The organism is Mesorhizobium sp. CA12 (genome assembly GCF_020165255.1).
GTDB lineage: Bacteria > Pseudomonadota > Alphaproteobacteria > Rhizobiales > Rhizobiaceae > Mesorhizobium.
In genome coordinates this window covers 174,997-194,357 of sequence record NZ_JAIUHT010000008.1, presented here as the reverse complement: position 1 = coordinate 194,357, position 19,361 = coordinate 174,997, and the positions used below count along the sequence as shown (strand labels likewise).

The following is a 19,361-nucleotide window of genomic DNA, read 5'->3' as shown; positions in this document are numbered from 1 at the left end:
GAAAAGTGTGAGCGGTTTTCCGTCCGGAATTGCTTTAAATCAAAGAGATAGGGCGTTTCGCCGTTTCCGTGAACGGCGAAACGCACTATTAGCCGACAGTTCCTGCAATAAAAAAGCCCGCATCGAGCGGGCTTTCTTATTGCAGGAACTGCGGCTGGATCAGTGATCAAACGCCTTGACGATTTCCTCGGTCATCTTCTTGGCGTCGCCCAAGAGCATCATGGTGCCGTCCTTGTAGAACAGCGTGTTGTCGATGCCGGCATAGCCGGAGCCGAGGGAGCGCTTGACGAACAGGCAGGTGCGGGCCTTGTCGACGTCGAGGATCGGCATGCCGTAGATGGGCGAGGACTTGTCGTCGCGCGCGGACGGGTTGGTGACGTCGTTGGCGCCGATGACATAGGCGACGTCGGCCTGCGCGAATTCGGAGTTAATGTCCTCGAGCTCGAACACTTCGTCATAAGGCACGTTGGCCTCGGCCAGGAGCACGTTCATGTGGCCGGGCATGCGGCCGGCGACCGGGTGGATGGCGTATTTGACCTCGACGCCATTGGCCTTGAGCTTATCGGCCATTTCGCGCAGCGCGTGCTGCGCCTGGGCGACCGCCATGCCGTAGCCCGGCACGATGATGACCTTCTGCGCGTTCATCATCAGATAGGCCGCGTCGTCGGCCGAGCCCTGCTTGACGGTGCGCTCGATGCCGTCGCTGGCCACGGCAGCGGTCTCGCCGCCAAAGCCGCCGAGGATAACCGAGATGAAGCTCCGGTTCATGCCCTTGCACATGATGTAGGACAGGATCGCGCCCGACGAGCCGACCAGCGCGCCGGTGATGATCAGCGCCAGGTTGCCGAGGGTGAACCCGAGCGCCGCCGCCGCCCAGCCGGAATAGGAGTTCAGCATCGACACCACGACCGGCATATCGGCGCCGCCGATCGGGATGATCAAGAGCACGCCGAGCACCAGCGAGGCGGCGACGATCAGCCAGAAGACGAGCTTGGATTCGGTGGTCACGAGCAGCACGATCAGCACCACCAGGGCGATGCCAAGCGCGATGTTGATGAGGTGACGGCCGCCGATCATGATCGGCTTGCCGGACATGCGGCCGTCGAGCTTGAGGAAGGCGATGACCGAGCCGGTGAAGGTGATGGCGCCGATGGCGACACCCAGGCTCATCTCGACCAGCGCCTGGGCGTGGATGTCGCCCGCCGTGCCGATGCCGAAACTTTCCGGCGCGTAGATGGCGGCAGCCGCCACCATCACGGCGGCGAAGCCGACGAGGCTGTGGAAGGCGGCGACCAGCTGCGGCATCGAGGTCATGGCGATGCGACGCGCGGTGACCGCGCCGATGCCGCCGCCAATGGCGAGACCGAGCACGATCAGGCCGAAGCGGCCGGCCGAAGGCAGCGCCAGCGCCAGCGTTGTGGCGATGGCGATGCCCATGCCGATCATGCCGTAAAGATTGCCCTGGCGGCTGGTGGTCGGGTGCGACAGGCCGCGCAGCGCCAGGATGAACAGGATGCCGGAGACAAGATAGAGGAAGGAAGCGAAGTTGGCGTTCACGTCACTTTTCCTTCTTCTTGTACATGGCGAGCATGCGCTGGGTGACGAGGAAGCCGCCGAAGATGTTGACCGAGACCAGCACCAGCGCGACGAAGCCGAAGCCCGCGGCCAGGCCGGAAGCGGCGATGCCGACGGCGAGCAGCGCGCCGACGACGATGACCGAGGAGATGGCGTTGGTGACGGCCATCAGCGGCGTGTGCAGCGCCGGCGTCACCGACCAGACGACATAATAGCCGACGAAGATCGCCAGCACGAAGATGGCGAAGCGGAAGACGAAGGGATCGATGGCGCCACCCGAAAGCGCGTGCGCGGCATTACCGGCAGCCTCGCCTGCGGGCGCGTTGGCAAGGTCCTGCACGGCAAGGCGGACGGCGGCGGTCGCCTGATCGAGCTGATCGAGAGCTTTCTGCAGCTGTTCCATCACGCGGTCCCTTTCGACTTAGACGAGGGCGACTTGGCTGCGGCGGGTTTCTTCGCCGCGATCTTCTTCGCAGCAGGCTTGTCGAAGGCGTCAGCGACGATGGTCGTCGCGGGAATGGCAGCCGGCTCGGTGCGCGGCTCTTCCGCCGCCTTGGCGAAGGCAGGATGCACGACTTTGCCGCCATCGGTCAGCATCGTGGCCTTGACCAACTCGTCGTCGCGCTTGATCGAAAACTGTTTCGCCGCCTTGTCGACCATCGTCTCGAGGAAGGCGTAGAGGTTCTTGGCGTAGAGCAGCGAGGCGGAAGCAGCAACACGACCGGGCACGTTGAGATGGCCGACGATCTTGGCGCCGTTTTCCGTCGTCACGACCTTGCCGGGCACGGCGCCCTCGACATTGCCGCCGCGCTCCACTGCCAAGTCGACGATCACCGAGCCCGGCTTCATCGAGGCGACCATGGCAGCCGAGATGAGCTTCGGCGCCGGACGGCCAGGGATCAGCGCGGTGGTGATGACGATGTCCTGCTTGGCGATGTGCTCGGCAGTCAGCGCCGCCTGCTTGGCCTGGTATTCCTTCGACATTTCCTTGGCGTAGCCGCCGGCCGTCTCGGCCGCCTTGAACTCCTCGTCCTCGACCGCCAGGAATTTGGCGCCGAGCGATTGCACCTGCTCCTTCACCGCCGGACGCACGTCTGTAGCGGTGACAATGGCGCCTAGCCGCCGCGCGGTGGCGATGGCCTGCAGGCCGGCGACGCCGACGCCCATGACGAAAGCTTTCGCCGCCGGCACTGTGCCTGCCGCCGTCATCATCATCGGCAGCGCGCGGTCGTATTCGGCGGCCGCGTCGATCACCGCCTGGTAGCCGGCGAGGTTGGCCTGCGAGGAAAGCACATCCATCGACTGGGCGCGGGTGATGCGCGGCATGAATTCCATCGAAAAGGCGGTGATGCCGGCCTTGGCCATCGCGGCGACAGCGGCATCGTCGCCGTAAGGATCCATGATGGCGATGACGGCGGCGCCCGGCTTGTAGCCCTTGAGCTCGCCATCCGTCGGCCGGCGCACTTTCAGCACCACATCGGCCTTTTTGGCGTCGGCCGCCGTTCCGATCGCGCCGCCGGCAGCAGTGAAATCCTGGTCGGGAATGCGTGAGCCGAGGCCGGCACCCTTCTCGACGATCACGTCGAAGCCGAGACCCGCCAGGCGCTTGACCGTCTCCGGCGAGCCCGCGACGCGCGGCTCGTTCGGGTCAATCTCGCGAGGGATGAATACGATTTGTCCCACCGGATGATCCTTTCGGCTGGAACCTTGACTGCGCAAGGCGTCGGCCGGACGTCCGGCGACGTCGAGGGCAATGGGCTTGGGAAGTCTACCGCAGAATGAGAGTGCCGACGGCCATGATCAGGATGAACAGGATGGTCGCCGAGAAGAAGCCGCCGACGAAGAAGCCGAAGGCCATTGCAATAAGGATGGCGGCACAGAACAGAGAGCCGTATTTGGCAAGACCGAGGAAGCCTTTGTAGGTACGGTCGTGCTCGGCATAGTCCATCTGCGCGCCCAGCTCGACAGGACCGGTCGGCGTGTGATCAGCCATGGAAGTACCCCTTCGAAAATGCCTTCGAGGCACATAGCGAAAAGCCGAACCAAGAGCAATGGCGCTATTGCCGCACAGTCCGCGACAACAGCCTCAAACGAAAGTTGAAATCGAATGCCGCGCGATGTCGACGCGGCCGGCGGGGAATTTCAGCCGGCGAGATGAGGGAAAAGGCCGAGCAGGCCGACAACGATCAGGTAAAGCGCGACGATGTAATTGAGGAGCCGAGGCATCACCAGGATCAGCACGCCGGCGATCAGCGAGATCAGCGGCGTCAGCGCGAGCGAGTGGATGGTCATGCGGGATCCTTTCTTATGACAGGCGCGATCGCCTGGGCAGACCGGGCTGCGGAGCTTGTATCGACGCAATTCCGGACGGAAAACCGCTCACACTTTTCCTGGAATTGCTCTGACAATGCCGCCGCCGGCGAAAGGTTCATGGCCTGTCTTCAAGCAGCGGCGCGGTAGTATTTCGCCGTCGGCAGAATGGTGAGGGGCGTCAGCCGGTTGATGGCCGGATTGCCGAACATCATCCGCTGCTCCATCGGCGTCGATCTGAAGAACGGCAATCGTTTGAGCGTCAGGCGCATGTTTTCGCCGGCCGGGATTTCGAACAGTGCGAGCGGGGGAAGAACGCCCGGAAATACTTTAGCCTCTGTCCTCTGGACGGCCTGAAAGTAACGAACGTAAAAAGCGGAATGCTCCATCTTGACCGGCGTCAGTACCGAGTCCTGGCCAAAATAACAGGAGGCGACCATGGCAATCCTGAGTGTCAGGAAAGGTATCACTCCGGGCGACGGTGCGCTGGCAGGATCGGCTGCGAACCGGGTCCCATCGATGAAGGTTTCTCCGCGCGCAAGCCGCTCCCTCAATATTTCCGGATAGGCATCGACGGAGGGCGAGAACGGGCACTCGCTGGTAATATAATGGAAACGCAGTGTGCTGACCAATTGGCCATAGCAATAGACACCGAACCGGTAGGCGTTGGGCAGATTATCCCAGCGATCCTCGAACATACCGCTCGCGATCGGACCACACATACCTGAGCGCCGATAGGAATTGTAGCGGAGCCGGTATATCGCCTCCTGATCTTCACCCCCGGTGATGAGACGATATTCGACATGATCCAGCAGTTGCATCATGGATCGGTTGAGCGCCGAGTCGATTCTAGCGCTGGCGTCGACCGACGCGCTCTTTCTAGCAACAACCATAGTCTGTCCTCGAATTCCGCTTATAAATAAGCTATTCGAGTTGAAATGAGACACAAGCTGAAAATTCGATATCGCTGGTTTACCGGTTGTTAACCTTAACGGCCGTGAATCGTTCGGCGATCTCATGTGAAAAATGCAGGATCGTGCAGCCGGGTTGTCTGATCCGAACTGGCGGCGATCACCGCGGTGATTCTGAAATCACGTGCTGCGCGCACCAGGACGTGGCGGATTTAGACAGCGCCCGAGCTGTCATCCTTTCATTGGGTGAACATTCGATCTGTTTTTTTGAACGCAATAGCGTTCAGCTGGCTGTCCGTTTGCCGGCGATATACAGATCCGCTGCAAACGGCCACGTGACACTCGACATCGTCTCGATGCCCGACGCGCTGAGCGCGGCGCCGAAGAGGAAGCCCTGCACGAAGTCCGGCTTGACCAGATGGACCAGCGTCTTCAGCTGCTCGAAGGTTTCGACCCCTTCGATGGTGACAGAAAGACCCAGCGTCCGGGACAGGCCGACGATGCCCTTCAGAAGATCGAGCGACTGCCGGTTCTGGTTCAAATCGATCAGGAAGGAGCGATCGATCTTGATCTTGTCGAGCGGCAGCTTGTGCAAATAGCTGAGGCTGGAATAGCCGGTGCCGAAATCGTCGAGCGCAATGCGGACGCCAAGCGTCTTCATCTCTTCGATCAGCTCGCGCGTCAGCGATTTGTCGTCGAGCAAGGCGGTCTCGGTGACCTCGATTTCGAGCCTGTGCGGCGCAAGGCCTGACGCCGCCAGCGCGTCACGAACCTTCTGCACGACATCGCGGTTGCGGAAATCCTTGGCCGAAAGGTTGACCGATACGCTGGTCTGCGTCGGCCATTTGGCGCATTCGGCGCAGGCCGCCTGCAACACGAAAGTACTGATGTCGGCAATGATGCCCATCTCCTCGGCGAGCGGGATGAAGACGCTGGGCGAGATCGGGCCGAGATCGGGATGGTCCCAGCGGCAGAGCGCCTCGCAACTGGCGATGCGCATGGTGCTGATGGCCACGATCGGCTGGTAGACGACGCGCAACTCCCTGGCCTGCACGGCATTGCGCAGGTCGGCCTTCATCAGCTGGCGACTGCGGAACGCGGCATCCATTGATGCCTCGAACAGCCGCCAGCTGTTCTTGCCGAGCTCCTTGGCCTTGTAGAGGGCAAGGTCGGCCTTGACGATCATGGCGTCGACATCGGTGTCTTCGACCCTGGACAACACGGCGCCGCCGCTGGCCTGGATGCGTAGGCTGTGACCGGCGACATCCACCTCCCCCTGCAGGTTGACGAAGATCTCGTCGAGCAAATCGTTGAGATGGCTCTCGTCCTCGATGCGGTCGAAGAAGACCATGAACTCGTCGCCGCCGAAACGGCTGACATTGATGCCTGGCCCGGCGACCGCAGCCAGCCGCTCGGCCAAGGCATAGATCAGCCCATCGCCGACCGGATGGCCGAGTGTGTCGTTGACGCTCTTGAAATCGTCGAGGTCGAGCACGGCGAGGCCGCAGAGCCGGTCGCGGTCGCCGGACGCCATGGCTTCGCCGACCAGTTCGTTGAAATAGGCGCGGTTCGGCAGCCCCGTCAAATTGTCGTAGCGCGCCATGAAGCGGATCTTTTCCTCCGCCTCGACGCGGGCCGTCACGTCCTCGAAGGTGATGACGCCCAATTCCTGACTGCCTTCGCGCGCGGAAAATTCATAGTGCTGGCCATTGGCAAGCGAAACCAGCACCTTGCGGTCGCGGCCTTCGCGCAAGGCGCGCGTCAGCTGCGCCTCGATGTAGCGGCAGTCCTTTGGCGCCAGCATGCCGCCGGCAACGCCGCGCATCAGCAGGCTGTGGATCGAGCGCCCGAGCAGCGCCTCGGACGATTTCAGCGACATCAGATGGGCAGCCTCGGCATTGGCCACCGCGACGCGGCCGTCCGGGCCTAGCATGACCAGGCCGTGCGACATGGTGTTGAGCGCGCGGTCGAACCGGCGCGTCAGGTTCCTCGCCTGCTTGTGGCCGATGACCGCGGAGAAGAGCACGTTGCGGACATGGTCAGCGCTGCTGATCGTGACGAACGTCAGTGGGATGATCATCAAGCCGAGGACGACAGAAGCCATATCCATACGCAGGATGAGCGCAAGAGCCGCCGGCCCGACGAGGGTCAATGAAAAAATCTGGACCATGCGCATGGACCCGTAACTTCGCCCGACAACCGTTACCAGGGTCGTCAACGACAACGACACCGACGCCAGTTCACCAAACTGGTCAGGACGCAGGTAGATCGACACGAAGCAGAATGACCCCAATGCGAGGCCCTGCGCGCTGCCTTTGATAATGTAGTTGCGCTCTATCGCTTCTGCCTCTGCGACACTTGCTATGGTGCCGCCCGCTCTATGGAAGCCTTGGATGCTGAAGTACCGCCAGAGGCTGGCCGATAGCAGAACGAAAGCCAAGGCCAGATAAAGCAGATCCTGCGTGCGCAGGTAGACCATGAAACCGACAATCCAGTAGCATACGCCGCCGATCGCCACCATGCCGGCGTTGTCGAACAATGCCCGCACGAACTGGATATAGACGTCCGCCGGGATGCTCTCGGTCTTCGCTCTGCCCATACACTCGGCCCAACACTACGCCTTGTCATGCCACACCCCGCCTTAAGAAAGGCTTAGAACGGCGCGCGGCGACGGTTGCAGAGGGTTGCTATAAGCAGGACGGATAAGGGATTCGGGATTTTGGCGCGGCGTCCAACGCGCCGGCGCGATCATTCCGCCGCCCGAAGCGAAGGCTCCGCGGGGGCTTGCTTCAAACGCTCGATCAAACGCGAGCGCTCGCCCGCCGCCTTGTCGGCGCTGGCCTGCCGGACATGGCCGTAGCCACGGATAAGCGCCGGCACGGAGGCCAGGGCCGTCGCGGCTTCCATCCTGCCCGGCGCCAGCGCGCCGGCGATCAGCTCGAGATCGGCTTCGTATGCCCTCAGCGACTGCCGCTCGATGCGCCGCTCGGCCGTGTAGCCGAAAAGGTCGAAGGCGGTTCCACGCAGGCCCTTCATCGCCGCCAGCAGCCGAAAGCCCTTCATCATCCACGGGCCGAAGCTCGATTTGCGGGGCTTGCCGTCATTGCCGCGCCGCCCGAGGATCGGCGGCGCGAGATGGAACTCGAGCTTGTCGTAGCTCTGGAACTGCTTGGCGAGGTCGGCGGCGAAAGTGCCGTCGGTGTAGAGCCGCGCCACCTCATACTCGTCCTTGATCGACATCAGCTTGAAGAGGTTCCTGGCGACGGCCTCGGTCACTGCGGTCGAGCCGGGCACGGCCTTGGCTTCGGCGGCGCGCAACGTCGCCACGCGGTCGGCGTAACGCCTGGCATAGCCTGCGTTCTGATAGGCGGTAAGGAAGGCGACACGGCGGGCGATGACATCGTCCAGCGTCTCCGCCGGTCGGGAAGCCGGCTTGTCCGTCTGGCTGACCAGGCCGCGCACGAAATCGGGCTGATGCGCGGCGCGGCGGCCCCAGCGGAAGGCCGCGATGTTCATCGGCACCGCCTCGCCGTTCAATTCTATCGCCTTTTCAACGGCTTCGGCGGAAAGCGGCAGCCCGCCATGCTGGAAGGCGAAGCCGAGCATGAACATGTTGGCGCCCAGCGAATTGCCGAACAAAGCCGTCGCCGTGCGGGTGGCGTCGAAGAAATGCGCCTTGTCGTCGCCGGCCGCCGCCCGGATCGCCTTCTTCAGCCGCTCGATCGGCAGCGAGAAGTCGGCGGACCGGGTGAATTCGCCGGGCATGATCTCGGCGGTGTTGGCGAGGAAGATCGTGTGGCCCTCGCGCACCGCGCCCAGCACCTTCTTGGCGCCGGAGACGACGAGATCGCAGCCGAGCACAAGGTCGGCCTTGCCGGCCGAAACGCGGATGGCATGGATGTCCTCGGGCGTCGGGGCGATGCGAACATGGGTGAAGACCGAGCCGCCCTTCTGGGCGAGGCCGGCCATGTCGATCATGCCGCAGCCCTTCCCTTCGAGATGCGCGGCCATGCCGAGCACCGCGCCGACGGTGACGACGCCGGTGCCGCCGACCCCGTCGATGATCGCCGCCCAGCCCTGGATGCCTATGCGGAATTCGGCCGGCGCGGGCACGCCGTCGAGAGGATCGGCCTTGCCGGCAATGCCCTCTGCCTTCCTGATCTTGCCGCCATGCACGGTGACGAAGGACGGGCAGAAGCCGTTGAGGCAGGAGAAGTCCTTGTTGCAGCTCGACTGGTCGATCCGGCGTTTGCGGCCGAATTCGGTCTCGACCGGCTGGATCGAGACGCAGTTCGACTGGACGCCGCAATCGCCGCAGCCTTCGCAGACCAGTTCGTTGATGAAGACGCGCTTGTCCGGATCGGGGAAGGTGCCGCGCTTGCGGCGCCGGCGTTTCTCGGCGGCGCAGGTCTGGTCGTAGATGAGAACGGAAACGCCTTTGAGCCCACGCAACTCGCGCTGGACGAGATCGAGGTCGTCACGGTGATGGATGCTGACGCCGGCCGGGAAATCGGCCTTGCCGGCATATTTGTCGGGCTCGTCGGTGACGACGGCGATGCGCTCGACGCCCTCGGCGCGCACTTGTCTGGCGATCATGTCGACGGTCAGGCCGCCCTCATGCGGCTGGCCTCCGGTCATGGCGACGGCATCGTTGTAAAGGATCTTGTAGGTGATGTTAGCGCCCGAGGACAGCGCGAAGCGGATCGCCAGCACGCCGGAATGGTTATAGGTGCCGTCGCCGAGATTCTGGAAGATGTGGTCGCGCTTCGAGAACGGCGCCTGTCCGACCCATTGCGCGCCCTCGCCGCCCATGGCGGTGAAGCCGACCGTATTCCTGTCCATCCACAGCGCCATGAAATGGCAGCCGATGCCGGCGGCGGCGATCGAGCCGTCCGGTACTTTGGTCGAGGAATTGTGCGGGCAGCCGGAGCAGAAGAAAGGCGTGCGCGAGCCGATATCGACAGTGTCTGCGAGCATCGCCTGGAACTGGCGCAGCTTCGCCAGCCGCGCGGCGATTTCTTCCGACGGGCCGATGGTGCGCAGAATCCGTTCGCCGAGCGCGATGGCGATCTCGTTCGGATCGAGCGCGCCCTTGGCCGGAAACAGCCAGTCGCCGCGCTCGTCCTTCTTGCCGACGATCACCGGCTGCGTGGCGGTGCCGTAGAGGTTCTCGCGCAGCTGAACCTCGATCAAAGAGCGCTTTTCCTCGACAACGACGATGGTGTCGAGGCCGCGCGCGAACTCGGCGATGTGCTGGAAGTCGAGCGGCCACGGGCAGCCGACCTTGAACAGGCGGATGCCGATGCGGTTGGCGGCCGCCTCGTCGATGCCGATATCCTCCAGCGCCTGGCGGACATCGAGATAGCTCTTGCCGATGGTGATGACGCCGAGCTTGGGATTGCGGCCGCCGGAATAGACGATGCGGTTGAGACCATTGGCCTGGATGAAGGCGGAGGCGGCGGCGCGCTTGTACTCGTGCAGCCGCTCTTCCTGGCCAAGCATGTCGATCTCGTGGCGGATGTTGAGGCCGCCCGGCGGCATGTCGAATTCGGGAATGACGATGCCCAGACGCTCGATCGAGGCGTCGACCGAGGCGGTCGATTCGATGTTGTCCTTGACGCATTTGATCGCCGCCCAGGTGCCGGCGAAGCGCGACATTGCGAAACCGTAGAGGCCGTAGTCGATGATCTCCTGGACGCCTGCCGGATTGAGGATCGGCACCATGGTGTCGACGAACAGGAATTCGGTGGCATGCGCATTGGTCGAGGATTCGGCCATGTGGTCGTCGCCCATCAGGGCAAGCACGCCGCCATGCTTGGACGAGCCGGCAAGATTGGCGTGGCGGAAGACGTCTCCGGAACGGTCGACGCCCGGCCCCTTGCCGTACCAGACGGAAAAGACGCCGTCATGCGTGCCCTCGCCCAGCAATTCGGTCTGCTGAGAACCCCAGCAGGCGGTGGCGGCGAGTTCCTCGTTGAGGCCGGGCTGGAAGACGATGTCGGCAGCCGCAAGCTGCTTCTTGGCCCGCCACAGCTGCATGTCGAGGCCGCCCAAAGGCGAGCCGCGATAGCCGGAGACGAAGCCCGCCGTGTTGAGGCCCGCGCGGCGGTCGCGCTCGCGCTGCATCAGAAGCATGCGCACGACCGCCTGCGCGCCGGACAGGAAGACGCGCTCCTTGCCAAGGTCGAACTTGTCGTCGAGCGCGACGTCGTGCAGCGTCATCAGGTATTTCCTCTGCGGAGGCGGCTCAAATCAGGCAGCCAACGTCGGAGTGGGACGCCGCAGTCTTTCTTCCCTTGGCGGAGAGGTCAAACAAAATCGCAGCAGCCAGATAACACGCAACAAACGGTCTGGCGAGTGGCCGACGGCGCATGCAAGACCGCGCTAACCGCTTCCCGAGGAACAAAAATTTCGTGAGCGCTGGGCGTTTCAGGTCGCTTTCGAGCAATCCGGCTTCTGCTCGTCCGGCAGCTTGCCATCGGGATGGCCGGCAAGGTCCGGGTTGAGCTCGTATTTCGGGCCGATCACCAGCGGCCGGTCCGGCAGCATGGTCTGATCCTCCGACGAGGTCATGGTGGTGTCGATGCTTTGCAGCAATGTGCCGCTGGCATCCTGGATGCGGATCGAGACTTTGTAAGGCTTGTCCTTGACCACGCAGGAGAGCGGCGGGCTGGTGAGCGTGATATGGGGCAGCTTCGGCCAGATCTTCTGGTTGACCACGAGCGGATCGCCGCCGGCCGGATTCTGGAAGCTCACCACCGCGACCTGGCCGTCGACCATCGGCCGCAGCGGCTTCAGCGTGATGACATAGGTGGCGATGGCGAGCCGGTAATTGAACTCGAACAGCTTGCCGGAGATGGCGAAGAGTTGCTCCTTGCCGGTGTCGCGGCACGCGCCGAGCGCGACAGCGGCTACCAGGGCGGCGCCGAGAACGATTGAACGCGACAATTTCCTAAGCATTGCTGACCTCCCTCGCCGCTGTGCGGCGGCGGTAATAGCGGTTTGCCTTCTGGCGGTTGCCGCAAACCGCCATGTCGCACCAGAGGCGACTGGCGTTGCGGCTGCGGTCGACGAACAGCCAGCTGCAATTGGGACAGATCCTCAGCCTCGCCACCGTTTCGTCGCGCAGCAGCGACAGCGCCGAGACGGCCAAAGCCGCCTCGAAGGCGATCGGCGTTTGCGGATCGCCGAAAGGCTGGCCCGGCACCCCGATCTCGGTCGCGCTGCCGGACAGCCCGCCGGCGCAGGCCGTGAGGAAGTCCGGCAAGTGGCTGGTCGCAATCGCGCCGTTCGATACGGCATGGCGAAACAGGCGGTCGGTCGCTTCGCGAATCGAGACGACGGCTGGCTTTATCTCGCCCGGCTCCGGCGCCTGCAGCCTTCGGCCGCCGAGCTCGGCCGCGCGAAAGCCGCTCGCCGCCTCGGCGAAGCGGGCGATCTCGGCCGGATCGTCAAAACGGTCAAAGGACTTTTGCGGATCGTTGCGCAGCACGACGGTGTTCGCCGTGTCGAGCGCAAGGATGCCGCCGGTGAAGCGGTGCGGGGTCCAGGAAACCGTCATGACAGAAATCTAACCGATAAAACGCATTTGACAAGTTAGATTCCGAGTGCAACGGTCCGGCGGGGTCGCGTCATACGACCTGTAGGATATCGCATGCTCTATTTCTTCCAGCAGGTGCTGAACGGGCTGCATTCGGGCGCTCTCTATGCGCTGCTCGCCTTCGGCTATGTGCTGACCAACGGCATCCTGCATCGCACCAACCTGGCTTACGGCGCGCTGTTCGCCTTCTGCGGCCAGACGATGATCCTGACCGCCGCCTTCGGCTATCAGGCGCTGTGGCTTACGCTGGCCGCCGCGGTAATGCTCGGCGTCGCCGCCGCCGTGCTTTATGCCGCGTTGATCAGTCATGTCCTGTCGCGCAGCGTTTTCGAGAGGCTCGCCGACCGCTCGCCCAACGCCATCGTGGTGACGACGCTCGGCATTCTCATCTTCCTGTCGGAAGCGAGCCGCATCGCCGCCGACACGCATGACCTGTGGCTGCCGCCGATGCTCGCCAACCCCGTCATCTTTGCCCAGGGTGACGGCTTCAAGGTGACGCTCACGGTGATCCAGCTGCTCGATTGCGCTTGTATCATCGCGGTGGTGGCGCTGGCGGCCTGGCTGTTCTCGCATTCGCATTTCGGCCGCGCCTGGCGCGCCGTCTCCGACGACCCGAAAGCGGCGGCGATGTGCGGCATCGACGTCACCGCGGTGTTCCGCCGCGCCGTGCTGTTCAGCGGCTTCTGCGCCGCCCTGGCCGGCGTGCTTGCCGGTCTCTATTATGGCAATGTCTCCTTCGGCACCGGGCTGGTCTACGGCCTCAAGATCCTATTCGTGACGGCGGTCGGCGGCTATCTGTCGCCGCTCAAGGCGGCGCTTGGCGCCGCGGCCTTCGGCATGGCGGAATCGCTCTGGGCCGGCTATTTCCCGCTCGAATGGCGCGACGCCTGGATCTATCTCTTCCTCGTCGCCATGCTGGTGCTGATCGGCGCCGGGCGCGACCAGGCCAAGATCGCCTGAGCTCCGAGACTTTGGTTGCATGACGTGGCGTCAAGCGGCGGCATTCCGCCTCTGCGCGGCTTGCCGATCTGTTTGCCGTCGCTTTGTCATGTTGACCTGCCGTACCACGCACTGCATATCGTTGGGCCAAGCGGCGCGACACCGGAGGGGGAATCGGGCGCGCTGCCGGTACCAGGGAGGACTATGCATGGCAGGGCTGCTCGCGCTATCCAGGACGATCGACCGCATCAACGAGTTCATCGGCCGCTGGGTGTCGTGGCTGATCCTGCTCGCGATCCTGGTGAGCGCTGGCAATGCCGTCATCCGCAAGGTGTTCGACATCTCCTCCAACGCCTGGCTGGAGCTGCAGTGGTACCTGTTCGGCGCCGCCTTCATGCTGGCCGCCGCCTACACGCTGAAACAGAACGATCATATCCGCATCGATATCGTCTACGGCATGTTCTCGCGCCGTGTGCAGCACTGGATCGACCTCTTCGGCCATCTCTTTTTCCTGATGCCGTTCGTGGTGCTGATGGTGATCTATTTCGTGCCTTATGTGTCGCTTTCCTTCCGCAGCGGCGAGATGTCGACCAATGCCGGCGGCCTGATCGTGTGGCCGGCCAAGGCCATCCTGCTGGTCGGCTTCTTCCTGCTCGCGCTGCAAGGGATTTCCGAAATCATCAAGAAGATCGCCATCATGCGTGGCGACATGGACGATCCCACTCCTTTTATCTCGGCCCATGAGCAGGCCGAGCTCGAGGCCAAGGCGCTGGCCGAGGAAGCCAAGGCGCACGCGGGCGAGGTGCGCTCGTGATCGAATTCATCGCGCAGAACATGGCGCCTATCATGTTCGCCTCGCTGGTCATCTTCCTGTTGATCGGCTACCCCGTAGCCTTCTCGCTTGCCGCCAACGGGCTGATGTTCTTCTTCATCGGTGTCGTGCTGTCGCCCTATTCCGGCGGGTCGATCAACCTTGCCTGGCCGCTGCTGCATGCGCTTCCCGACAATTTTTACGGCACCAGGGTGATGTCGAACGACACGCTCTTGGCGATACCGTTCTTCACCTTCATGGGTATCGTGCTGGAGCGCTCCGGCATGGCCGAGGATCTGCTCGACACGATCGGGCAGCTGTTCGGGCCGATCCGCGGCGGGCTTGCCTATGCGGTGATCTTCGTCGGTGCGCTGCTTGCTGCGACGACCGGCGTGGTGGCCGCTTCGGTCATCGCCATGGGCCTGATCTCGCTGCCGATCATGTTGCGCTACGGCTACGACCGGCGCGTGGCCTCGGGCGTCATCGCCGCCTCCGGCACGCTGGCGCAGATCATCCCGCCGTCGCTGGTGCTGATAGTGCTGGCCGACCAGCTGGGACGCTCGGTCGGCGACATGTATGCCGGCGCGTTGATCCCCGGCCTCGTGCTCACCGGCATCTACATGCTCTACATCCTGATCATGTCGATCGTCCGGCCGAACTCGATGCCGGCGCTGCCGCTCGAGGCGCGTACGCTCGGCCACGGTGTGATATCTCTGCTGGTGGCAGTTGTGGTGACGGGCGCGATTTCATACGCGGCCTATCGCTACCTTGCGCCGACACACGGCGACAATGCCGACATCCTCGGCTTCGCCGTCGGCGTCATCATCATTTATGTCGTCGCCATCCTCGATCAGCGGCTCCGTATCAACATGATGTCGAAGCTGGCGCAGCAGGTGGTGATCGTGCTGATCCCGCCGCTGGCGCTGATCTTCCTGGTTCTGGGCACCATCTTCCTCGGCATCGCCACGCCGACGGAAGGCGGCGCCATGGGCGCCGTCGGCGCGCTCATCATGGCGGCAATGAAGGGCCGCCTGACGATGGACGTCATCAACCAGGCGCTAGCCTCGACGACCCGGCTTTCCGCCTTTGTGCTGTTCATCCTGATCGGCGCGCGCGTGTTTTCGCTGACCTTCTATGGCGTCAACGGCCATATCTGGGTCGAGCACCTGCTGACCTCGCTGCCCGGCGGCGAGACCGGCTTCCTGATCGGCGTCAACATTCTGGTCTTCGTGCTTGCCTTCTTCCTCGATTTCTTCGAACTCGCCTTCATCATCGTGCCGCTGCTGGCGCCGGCGGCGGACAAGCTCGGCATCGACCTGATCTGGTTCGGCGTGCTGCTCGGCGTCAACATGCAGACCAGCTTCATGCACCCGCCCTTCGGCTTCGCGCTGTTCTACCTGCGCTCGGTCGCGGCCCGCGTGCCCTACCTCGACAGGATCACCGGCAAGCAGATCGCGCCGATCACCACCGGGCAGATCTATTGGGGTGCCGTGCCGTTCGTCCTGATCCAGGTGATCATGATCGGGCTGACCATCGCCTTCCCGCAGATGGTCATGCGCTACAAGGGTGCCGCGGTGGAGCCCAGCACCATCGACCTCAGGCTGCCCGACATGCCTTCGCTGTCGCCGCTCGGAACGCCCCCGGCGAACAACAATGGAGCTGCGCCATCCAATGGCGGCGCGCCGGCGGCACCCGGCACGCCCGACCTGTCGCAGCCGCCGAGCTTCGGCGATGCGCCGGCCAAGCCGGCGGCGCCGGCGCCCGATCTCTCGCAGCCGCCCAAATTCAATTGAGGATACCCATGAGAGCCGTGCGGCTGGAAGCGGTAGGTAAGATCGGGTTGCGCGAGGTCGCAAAACCCGTTCCCGGGCCTGAGGACGTTCTGGTGCGCATCGAGGCCTGCGGCGTCTGCGGCACCGACCGCCACCTCTTCCATGGCGAATTTCCCTGCACGCCGCCGGTGACGCTCGGCCATGAGTTCTGCGGCATCGTCGAAGCGGTCGGCGCGGCGGTGACGGGCATTGCCGTCGGCGACCGCGTCACCGGCGATCCGAACATTGCCTGCGGGCGCTGCGCCCATTGCCATGCCGGCCGCGTCAATCTCTGCAGCAATCTGCGCGCCATCGGCATCCACCGCGACGGCGGCTTCGCCGATTACGTGCTGATGCCGCAAAGCCAAGCCTTCCGACTGCCCGCAAACCTCAAGCCGATGCATGGCGCTTTCTGCGAGCCGCTCGCCTGCTGCCTGCACGGCGTCGACCTGGCCGCGATCCGGCCGGGCGCATCGGTCGTGGTGCTGGGCGGCGGCGTCATCGGCCTGCTCGTCCTGCAACTGGCCAAGCTCGCGGGCGCGGCGACCATCATTCTGTCGACCCGGCAGGCTTCGCGTCGTGCGCTAGCCGAGGAACTCGGCGCGACCGCGACGATTGACCCAAGCGCCGGCGACCCGATCGCGGCCGTCGCCGGGCCGAATGGCCTGGCGCCCGGCGGCGTCGACGTGGCGCTGGAATGCGCCGGCGTCCGCGACACGGTGGAGCAGTCGATGCGCATGGCAAAGGCGGGCGGCACGGTGGCGATCGTCGGCGTCGTGCCGCAAGGGATGAAGGTGGAAATCGAGCCGTTCGATCTCTTGTTTCGCGAACTGAAGGTGCTCGGCTCCTTCCTCAACCCGTTCACGCATGGCCGGGCGGCCCAGTTGATCGCCTCCGGCGCGATCGAGATCGACCGGCTGATCTCGAAGCAGGTTAGCCTCGAAGAGGCACCGGACGTGATCGCCAATCCGCCGGCGCCGGGCGAGGTCAAGGTGCTGGTGGTGCCGGGCCGAGGCTGACCCACTTCCTGGGAAAGCGTTCCAGTTCACTGATGTACAGGCGCTGGCGCTGCCCGTCATCTGGCTAGGCGCGGTTTTCCCTTCTCCCCTTGTGGGACAAGGTGTCGCCGAAGGCGACGGATGAGGGGTGCTCCAGCTTGGCAAGGACGGCGATCCTTCCAACACCCCTCATCCGTCTCGGCGCTTCGCGCCGATCCACCTTCTCCCACAAGGGGAAGAGGAGGGCGGCGGTCTACAGCTTGCCGTTGCGCTGCTGCACCATCATGAAGGTGTCGTAATTGTATTCGGCGACCTGGGCCCAGAGATAGTGCTCCTTGCGGAAAGCCTTGATCGATTCCCAGATCTTCTTGAACGGCGCGTTGTTGGATTCCATCTCGGCATAGACCTCGTTGGCCTTCTCGAAGCAGGCGGCCATGATCTCCTGGCTGAACGGCGCCAGCTTGGCACCGTTCGACACAAGCCGCTTCACCGCCGCCGGATTGAGATAGTCGTACTTCTGCAGCATGTTGGCGTCCGCCGCTTGCGCGGCGGTATGCACGAGCGACTTGTAGGCCGGCGAAAGCTCTTCGTATTTGGCCTTGTTGAACATCAGATGCACGGTCGGGCCGCCTTCCCACCAGCCGGGATAGTAGTAGTAGGGCGCGACCTTATAGAAGCCGAGCTTCTCGTCGTCATAGGGGCCGACCCATTCGGCGGCGTCGATGGTGCCCTTCTCCAGCGCCGGATAGATGTCGCCGCCGGCGATCTGCTGCGGCACGACGCCGAGCTTCTGCACAACTTTGCCGGCAAAGCCGCCGATGCGCATCTTGAGGCCCGAGAGATCGGCCACCGTGTTGATCTGCTTGCGGAACCAGCCGCCCATCTGAACGCCGGTATTGCCGCCCGGCAGGCCGAACAGCCCTTGCGTGGCGAGGAACTCGTTGAACAGGTCGATGCCGCCGCCATGATAGTGCCAGGCATTCATACCGCGCGCGTTGAGCGAGAAGGGCACTGCGGCACCGAGCGCCCAGGTCGGGTCCTTGCCCCAGTAATAGTATGCGACCGTATGGCAGGCCTCGACTGTGCCGGCCGTGGTGGCGTCCGCAGCCTGCAGGCCGGGCACGAGCTCACCGGAGGCGAAGACCTGGACCTGGAAATTGCCGTCGGTCGCCTCCGACAGCATTTTTGAGAAGACTTCGGCGCCGCCATAGATCGTGTCGAGCGACTTCGGGAAGGACGATGCCAATCTCCACGTCACTTTCGGATTGGACTGGGCTATTGCCGGCGTGGCAAGCGCTGCGGCCGCAGCTGCAGCACCGACGCCGGACGCACCGGCCTTGCGAATGAAAGAACGACGATCCATTAAGTTTCCTCCCTTGCGGATCAGCTGACCGACGTCAGGGCATCCTCGTTGCCCGGATCGGTTGGGGAAGAAACATACACAGGCAAAGAGTCGAGTCCAGTGTTGCGGGCGAGGGTTGCAGCCATTCCGGCGCCGCGTGCAACTATAGTCTAACGAGCCTGCCGCTGGCCCATGCAAGGCAGCGAAACTTGCCATGGCAAACCGCCTTCAGATCGCCTATTTTGTAGGCAGATTAACTCCTTAGCTCTCGAAGGAATTCAAACCCAAAATGCAGCAACCGCTCGTCGCAGTCTCGTCCGACGTCCGCCAGTTCGACAACTACACGTGGCACGCGGCACCCCAGCAGTATCTGGAAGCGGCGGTCGCCGGCGCCGGCGTGTTCCCGCTGCTGGTGCCGTCCTTCGGCGACCGGCTCGATTTCGACGAGCTGCTGTCGTCGGTCGACGGCGTCATGGTGACGGGCTCGAAGTCCAACGTGCATCCCTCGCTCTATGGCGGCGATCCCAGCGAGGCCAACGGCCCCTACGATACGGCGCGCGACGCAACCACGCTGCCGCTGATCCGCAAGGCGATCGAGCGCGGCGTGCCGTTGCTTGCCATCTGCCGCGGCATCCAGGAGCTGAACGTCGCGCTCGGCGGCACGCTGGGCACCGAGATCCAGGAACGCGATGGCTCGCTCGACCACCGCGCGCCGGTGAGCGACAATCAGGACGAGCGCTTCGGCATCCACCAGACGATCTCGATCAAGCCCGGAAGCTGCCTTGCCGGCGTGTTCGGCGCCGGCGAGATCAAGGTGAACTCGCTGCATCGCCAGGCAATCGACCTGCTGGGCTCCAGGCTCCAGGTCGAGGCTTTGGCCAGCGACGGCACGATCGAAGCAGTCTCCGTCAAGGATGCCCGTGCCTTCGCAGTCGGCGTGCAATGGCACCCCGAATACTGGGTGAAGTCGGACAGCAATTCCGCCAAGATCTTCAAGGCCTTCGGCGATGCGGTGCGCCTGCATGCGGCCGCCAAAACAGGTGCCCGCGCCGCGGCAGAGTAAG

The 19,361-nt window shown here is 63.8% G+C and carries 16 protein-coding genes; 5 read left to right on the top strand and 11 right to left on the bottom strand.

Features of this window, described 5'->3' with window-relative positions; genetic code table 11:
* Positions 1–159 precede the first annotated feature (159 nt).
* The 10 genes from LB520_RS15695 to LB520_RS15650 all read right to left on the bottom strand — a co-directional run bounded on the left by LB520_RS15695 (position 160) and on the right by LB520_RS15650 (position 12,357).
* Complete coding sequence (locus LB520_RS15695; RefSeq protein WP_224545349.1) at positions 160–1,557, bottom strand: NAD(P)(+) transhydrogenase (Re/Si-specific) subunit beta; 1,398 nt, start codon at positions 1,555–1,557, stop codon at positions 160–162.
* A 1-nt stretch (position 1,558) separates the two neighbouring features.
* A complete protein-coding gene (locus LB520_RS15690; protein ID WP_140545871.1) occupies positions 1,559–1,978 on the bottom strand; it encodes an NAD(P) transhydrogenase subunit alpha in 420 nt (139 codons plus the stop codon).
* Entirely contained in the window at positions 1,978–3,258 is a 1,281-nt protein-coding gene (locus tag LB520_RS15685) for a Re/Si-specific NAD(P)(+) transhydrogenase subunit alpha (protein ID WP_224638080.1), read from the bottom strand. The genes LB520_RS15690 and LB520_RS15685 overlap by 1 nt, the downstream gene beginning before the upstream one ends.
* An 85-nt stretch (positions 3,259–3,343) precedes the next feature.
* On the bottom strand, positions 3,344–3,568 hold the full coding sequence (locus LB520_RS15680) for an aa3-type cytochrome c oxidase subunit IV (protein ID WP_140545869.1): 225 nt from the start codon (positions 3,566–3,568) through the stop codon (positions 3,344–3,346).
* Between the two features lie 149 nt (positions 3,569–3,717).
* Positions 3,718–3,867: a DUF3096 domain-containing protein gene (locus LB520_RS15675; protein WP_023729728.1), complete on the bottom strand. Its 150-nt coding sequence runs from the start codon at positions 3,865–3,867 to the stop codon at positions 3,718–3,720.
* Between the two features lie 149 nt (positions 3,868–4,016).
* Positions 4,017–4,709, bottom strand: a complete 693-nt coding sequence (locus LB520_RS15670) for an N-acyl amino acid synthase FeeM domain-containing protein (RefSeq protein ID WP_224545347.1) — start codon at positions 4,707–4,709, stop codon at positions 4,017–4,019.
* Between the two features lie 370 nt (positions 4,710–5,079).
* Entirely contained in the window at positions 5,080–7,395 is a 2,316-nt protein-coding gene (locus tag LB520_RS15665) for a putative bifunctional diguanylate cyclase/phosphodiesterase (RefSeq protein ID WP_095769378.1), read from the bottom strand.
* Positions 7,396–7,544: 149 nt separating this feature from the next.
* On the bottom strand, positions 7,545–11,018 hold the full coding sequence (locus LB520_RS15660; protein WP_224638079.1) for an indolepyruvate ferredoxin oxidoreductase family protein: 3,474 nt from the start codon (positions 11,016–11,018) through the stop codon (positions 7,545–7,547).
* A gap of 207 nt (positions 11,019–11,225) precedes the next feature.
* Positions 11,226–11,756 carry a hypothetical protein gene (locus LB520_RS15655; RefSeq protein WP_224638078.1) on the bottom strand — a complete coding sequence of 177 codons (531 nt, stop codon included), beginning with the start codon at positions 11,754–11,756 and terminating at the stop codon, positions 11,226–11,228.
* Positions 11,749–12,357: a CGNR zinc finger domain-containing protein gene (locus LB520_RS15650; RefSeq protein WP_095769381.1), complete on the bottom strand. Its 609-nt coding sequence runs from the start codon at positions 12,355–12,357 to the stop codon at positions 11,749–11,751. Before LB520_RS15650 ends, LB520_RS15655 begins: the two co-directional genes overlap by 8 nt.
* A 93-nt stretch (positions 12,358–12,450) precedes the next feature.
* Here LB520_RS15650 and LB520_RS15645 point away from each other — a divergent pair, with 93 nt between their 5' ends.
* The 4 genes from LB520_RS15645 to LB520_RS15630 all read left to right on the top strand — a co-directional run bounded on the left by LB520_RS15645 (position 12,451) and on the right by LB520_RS15630 (position 16,976).
* The gene (locus LB520_RS15645; RefSeq protein ID WP_095769382.1) at positions 12,451–13,356 is read left to right on the top strand and encodes a branched-chain amino acid ABC transporter permease; all 906 of its coding nucleotides are present in this window, start codon (positions 12,451–12,453) and stop codon (positions 13,354–13,356) included.
* Between the two features lie 187 nt (positions 13,357–13,543).
* Positions 13,544–14,149: a TRAP transporter small permease subunit gene (locus LB520_RS15640; RefSeq protein WP_224545344.1), complete on the top strand. Its 606-nt coding sequence runs from the start codon at positions 13,544–13,546 to the stop codon at positions 14,147–14,149.
* On the top strand, positions 14,149–15,939 hold the full coding sequence (locus LB520_RS15635; protein WP_224604591.1) for a TRAP transporter large permease subunit: 1,791 nt from the start codon (positions 14,149–14,151) through the stop codon (positions 15,937–15,939). Before LB520_RS15640 ends, LB520_RS15635 begins: the two co-directional genes overlap by 1 nt.
* An 8-nt stretch (positions 15,940–15,947) precedes the next feature.
* Entirely contained in the window at positions 15,948–16,976 is a 1,029-nt protein-coding gene (locus LB520_RS15630; protein ID WP_224638077.1) for a zinc-dependent alcohol dehydrogenase family protein, read from the top strand.
* A gap of 232 nt (positions 16,977–17,208) precedes the next feature.
* On the opposite strand, the gene LB520_RS15625 is transcribed toward LB520_RS15630, so the two are convergent.
* Positions 17,209–18,318 (bottom strand): TRAP transporter substrate-binding protein, encoded by a 1,110-nt coding sequence (locus tag LB520_RS15625; RefSeq protein WP_095769385.1) that lies wholly within the window; start codon positions 18,316–18,318, stop codon positions 17,209–17,211.
* A 268-nt stretch (positions 18,319–18,586) separates the two neighbouring features.
* Between LB520_RS15625 and LB520_RS15620 the strand changes: the two genes are divergently transcribed.
* Positions 18,587–19,360, top strand: coding sequence for a gamma-glutamyl-gamma-aminobutyrate hydrolase family protein (locus LB520_RS15620; RefSeq protein WP_224638076.1), 774 nt, complete (start codon positions 18,587–18,589; stop codon positions 19,358–19,360).
* Position 19,361 lies beyond the last annotated feature (1 nt).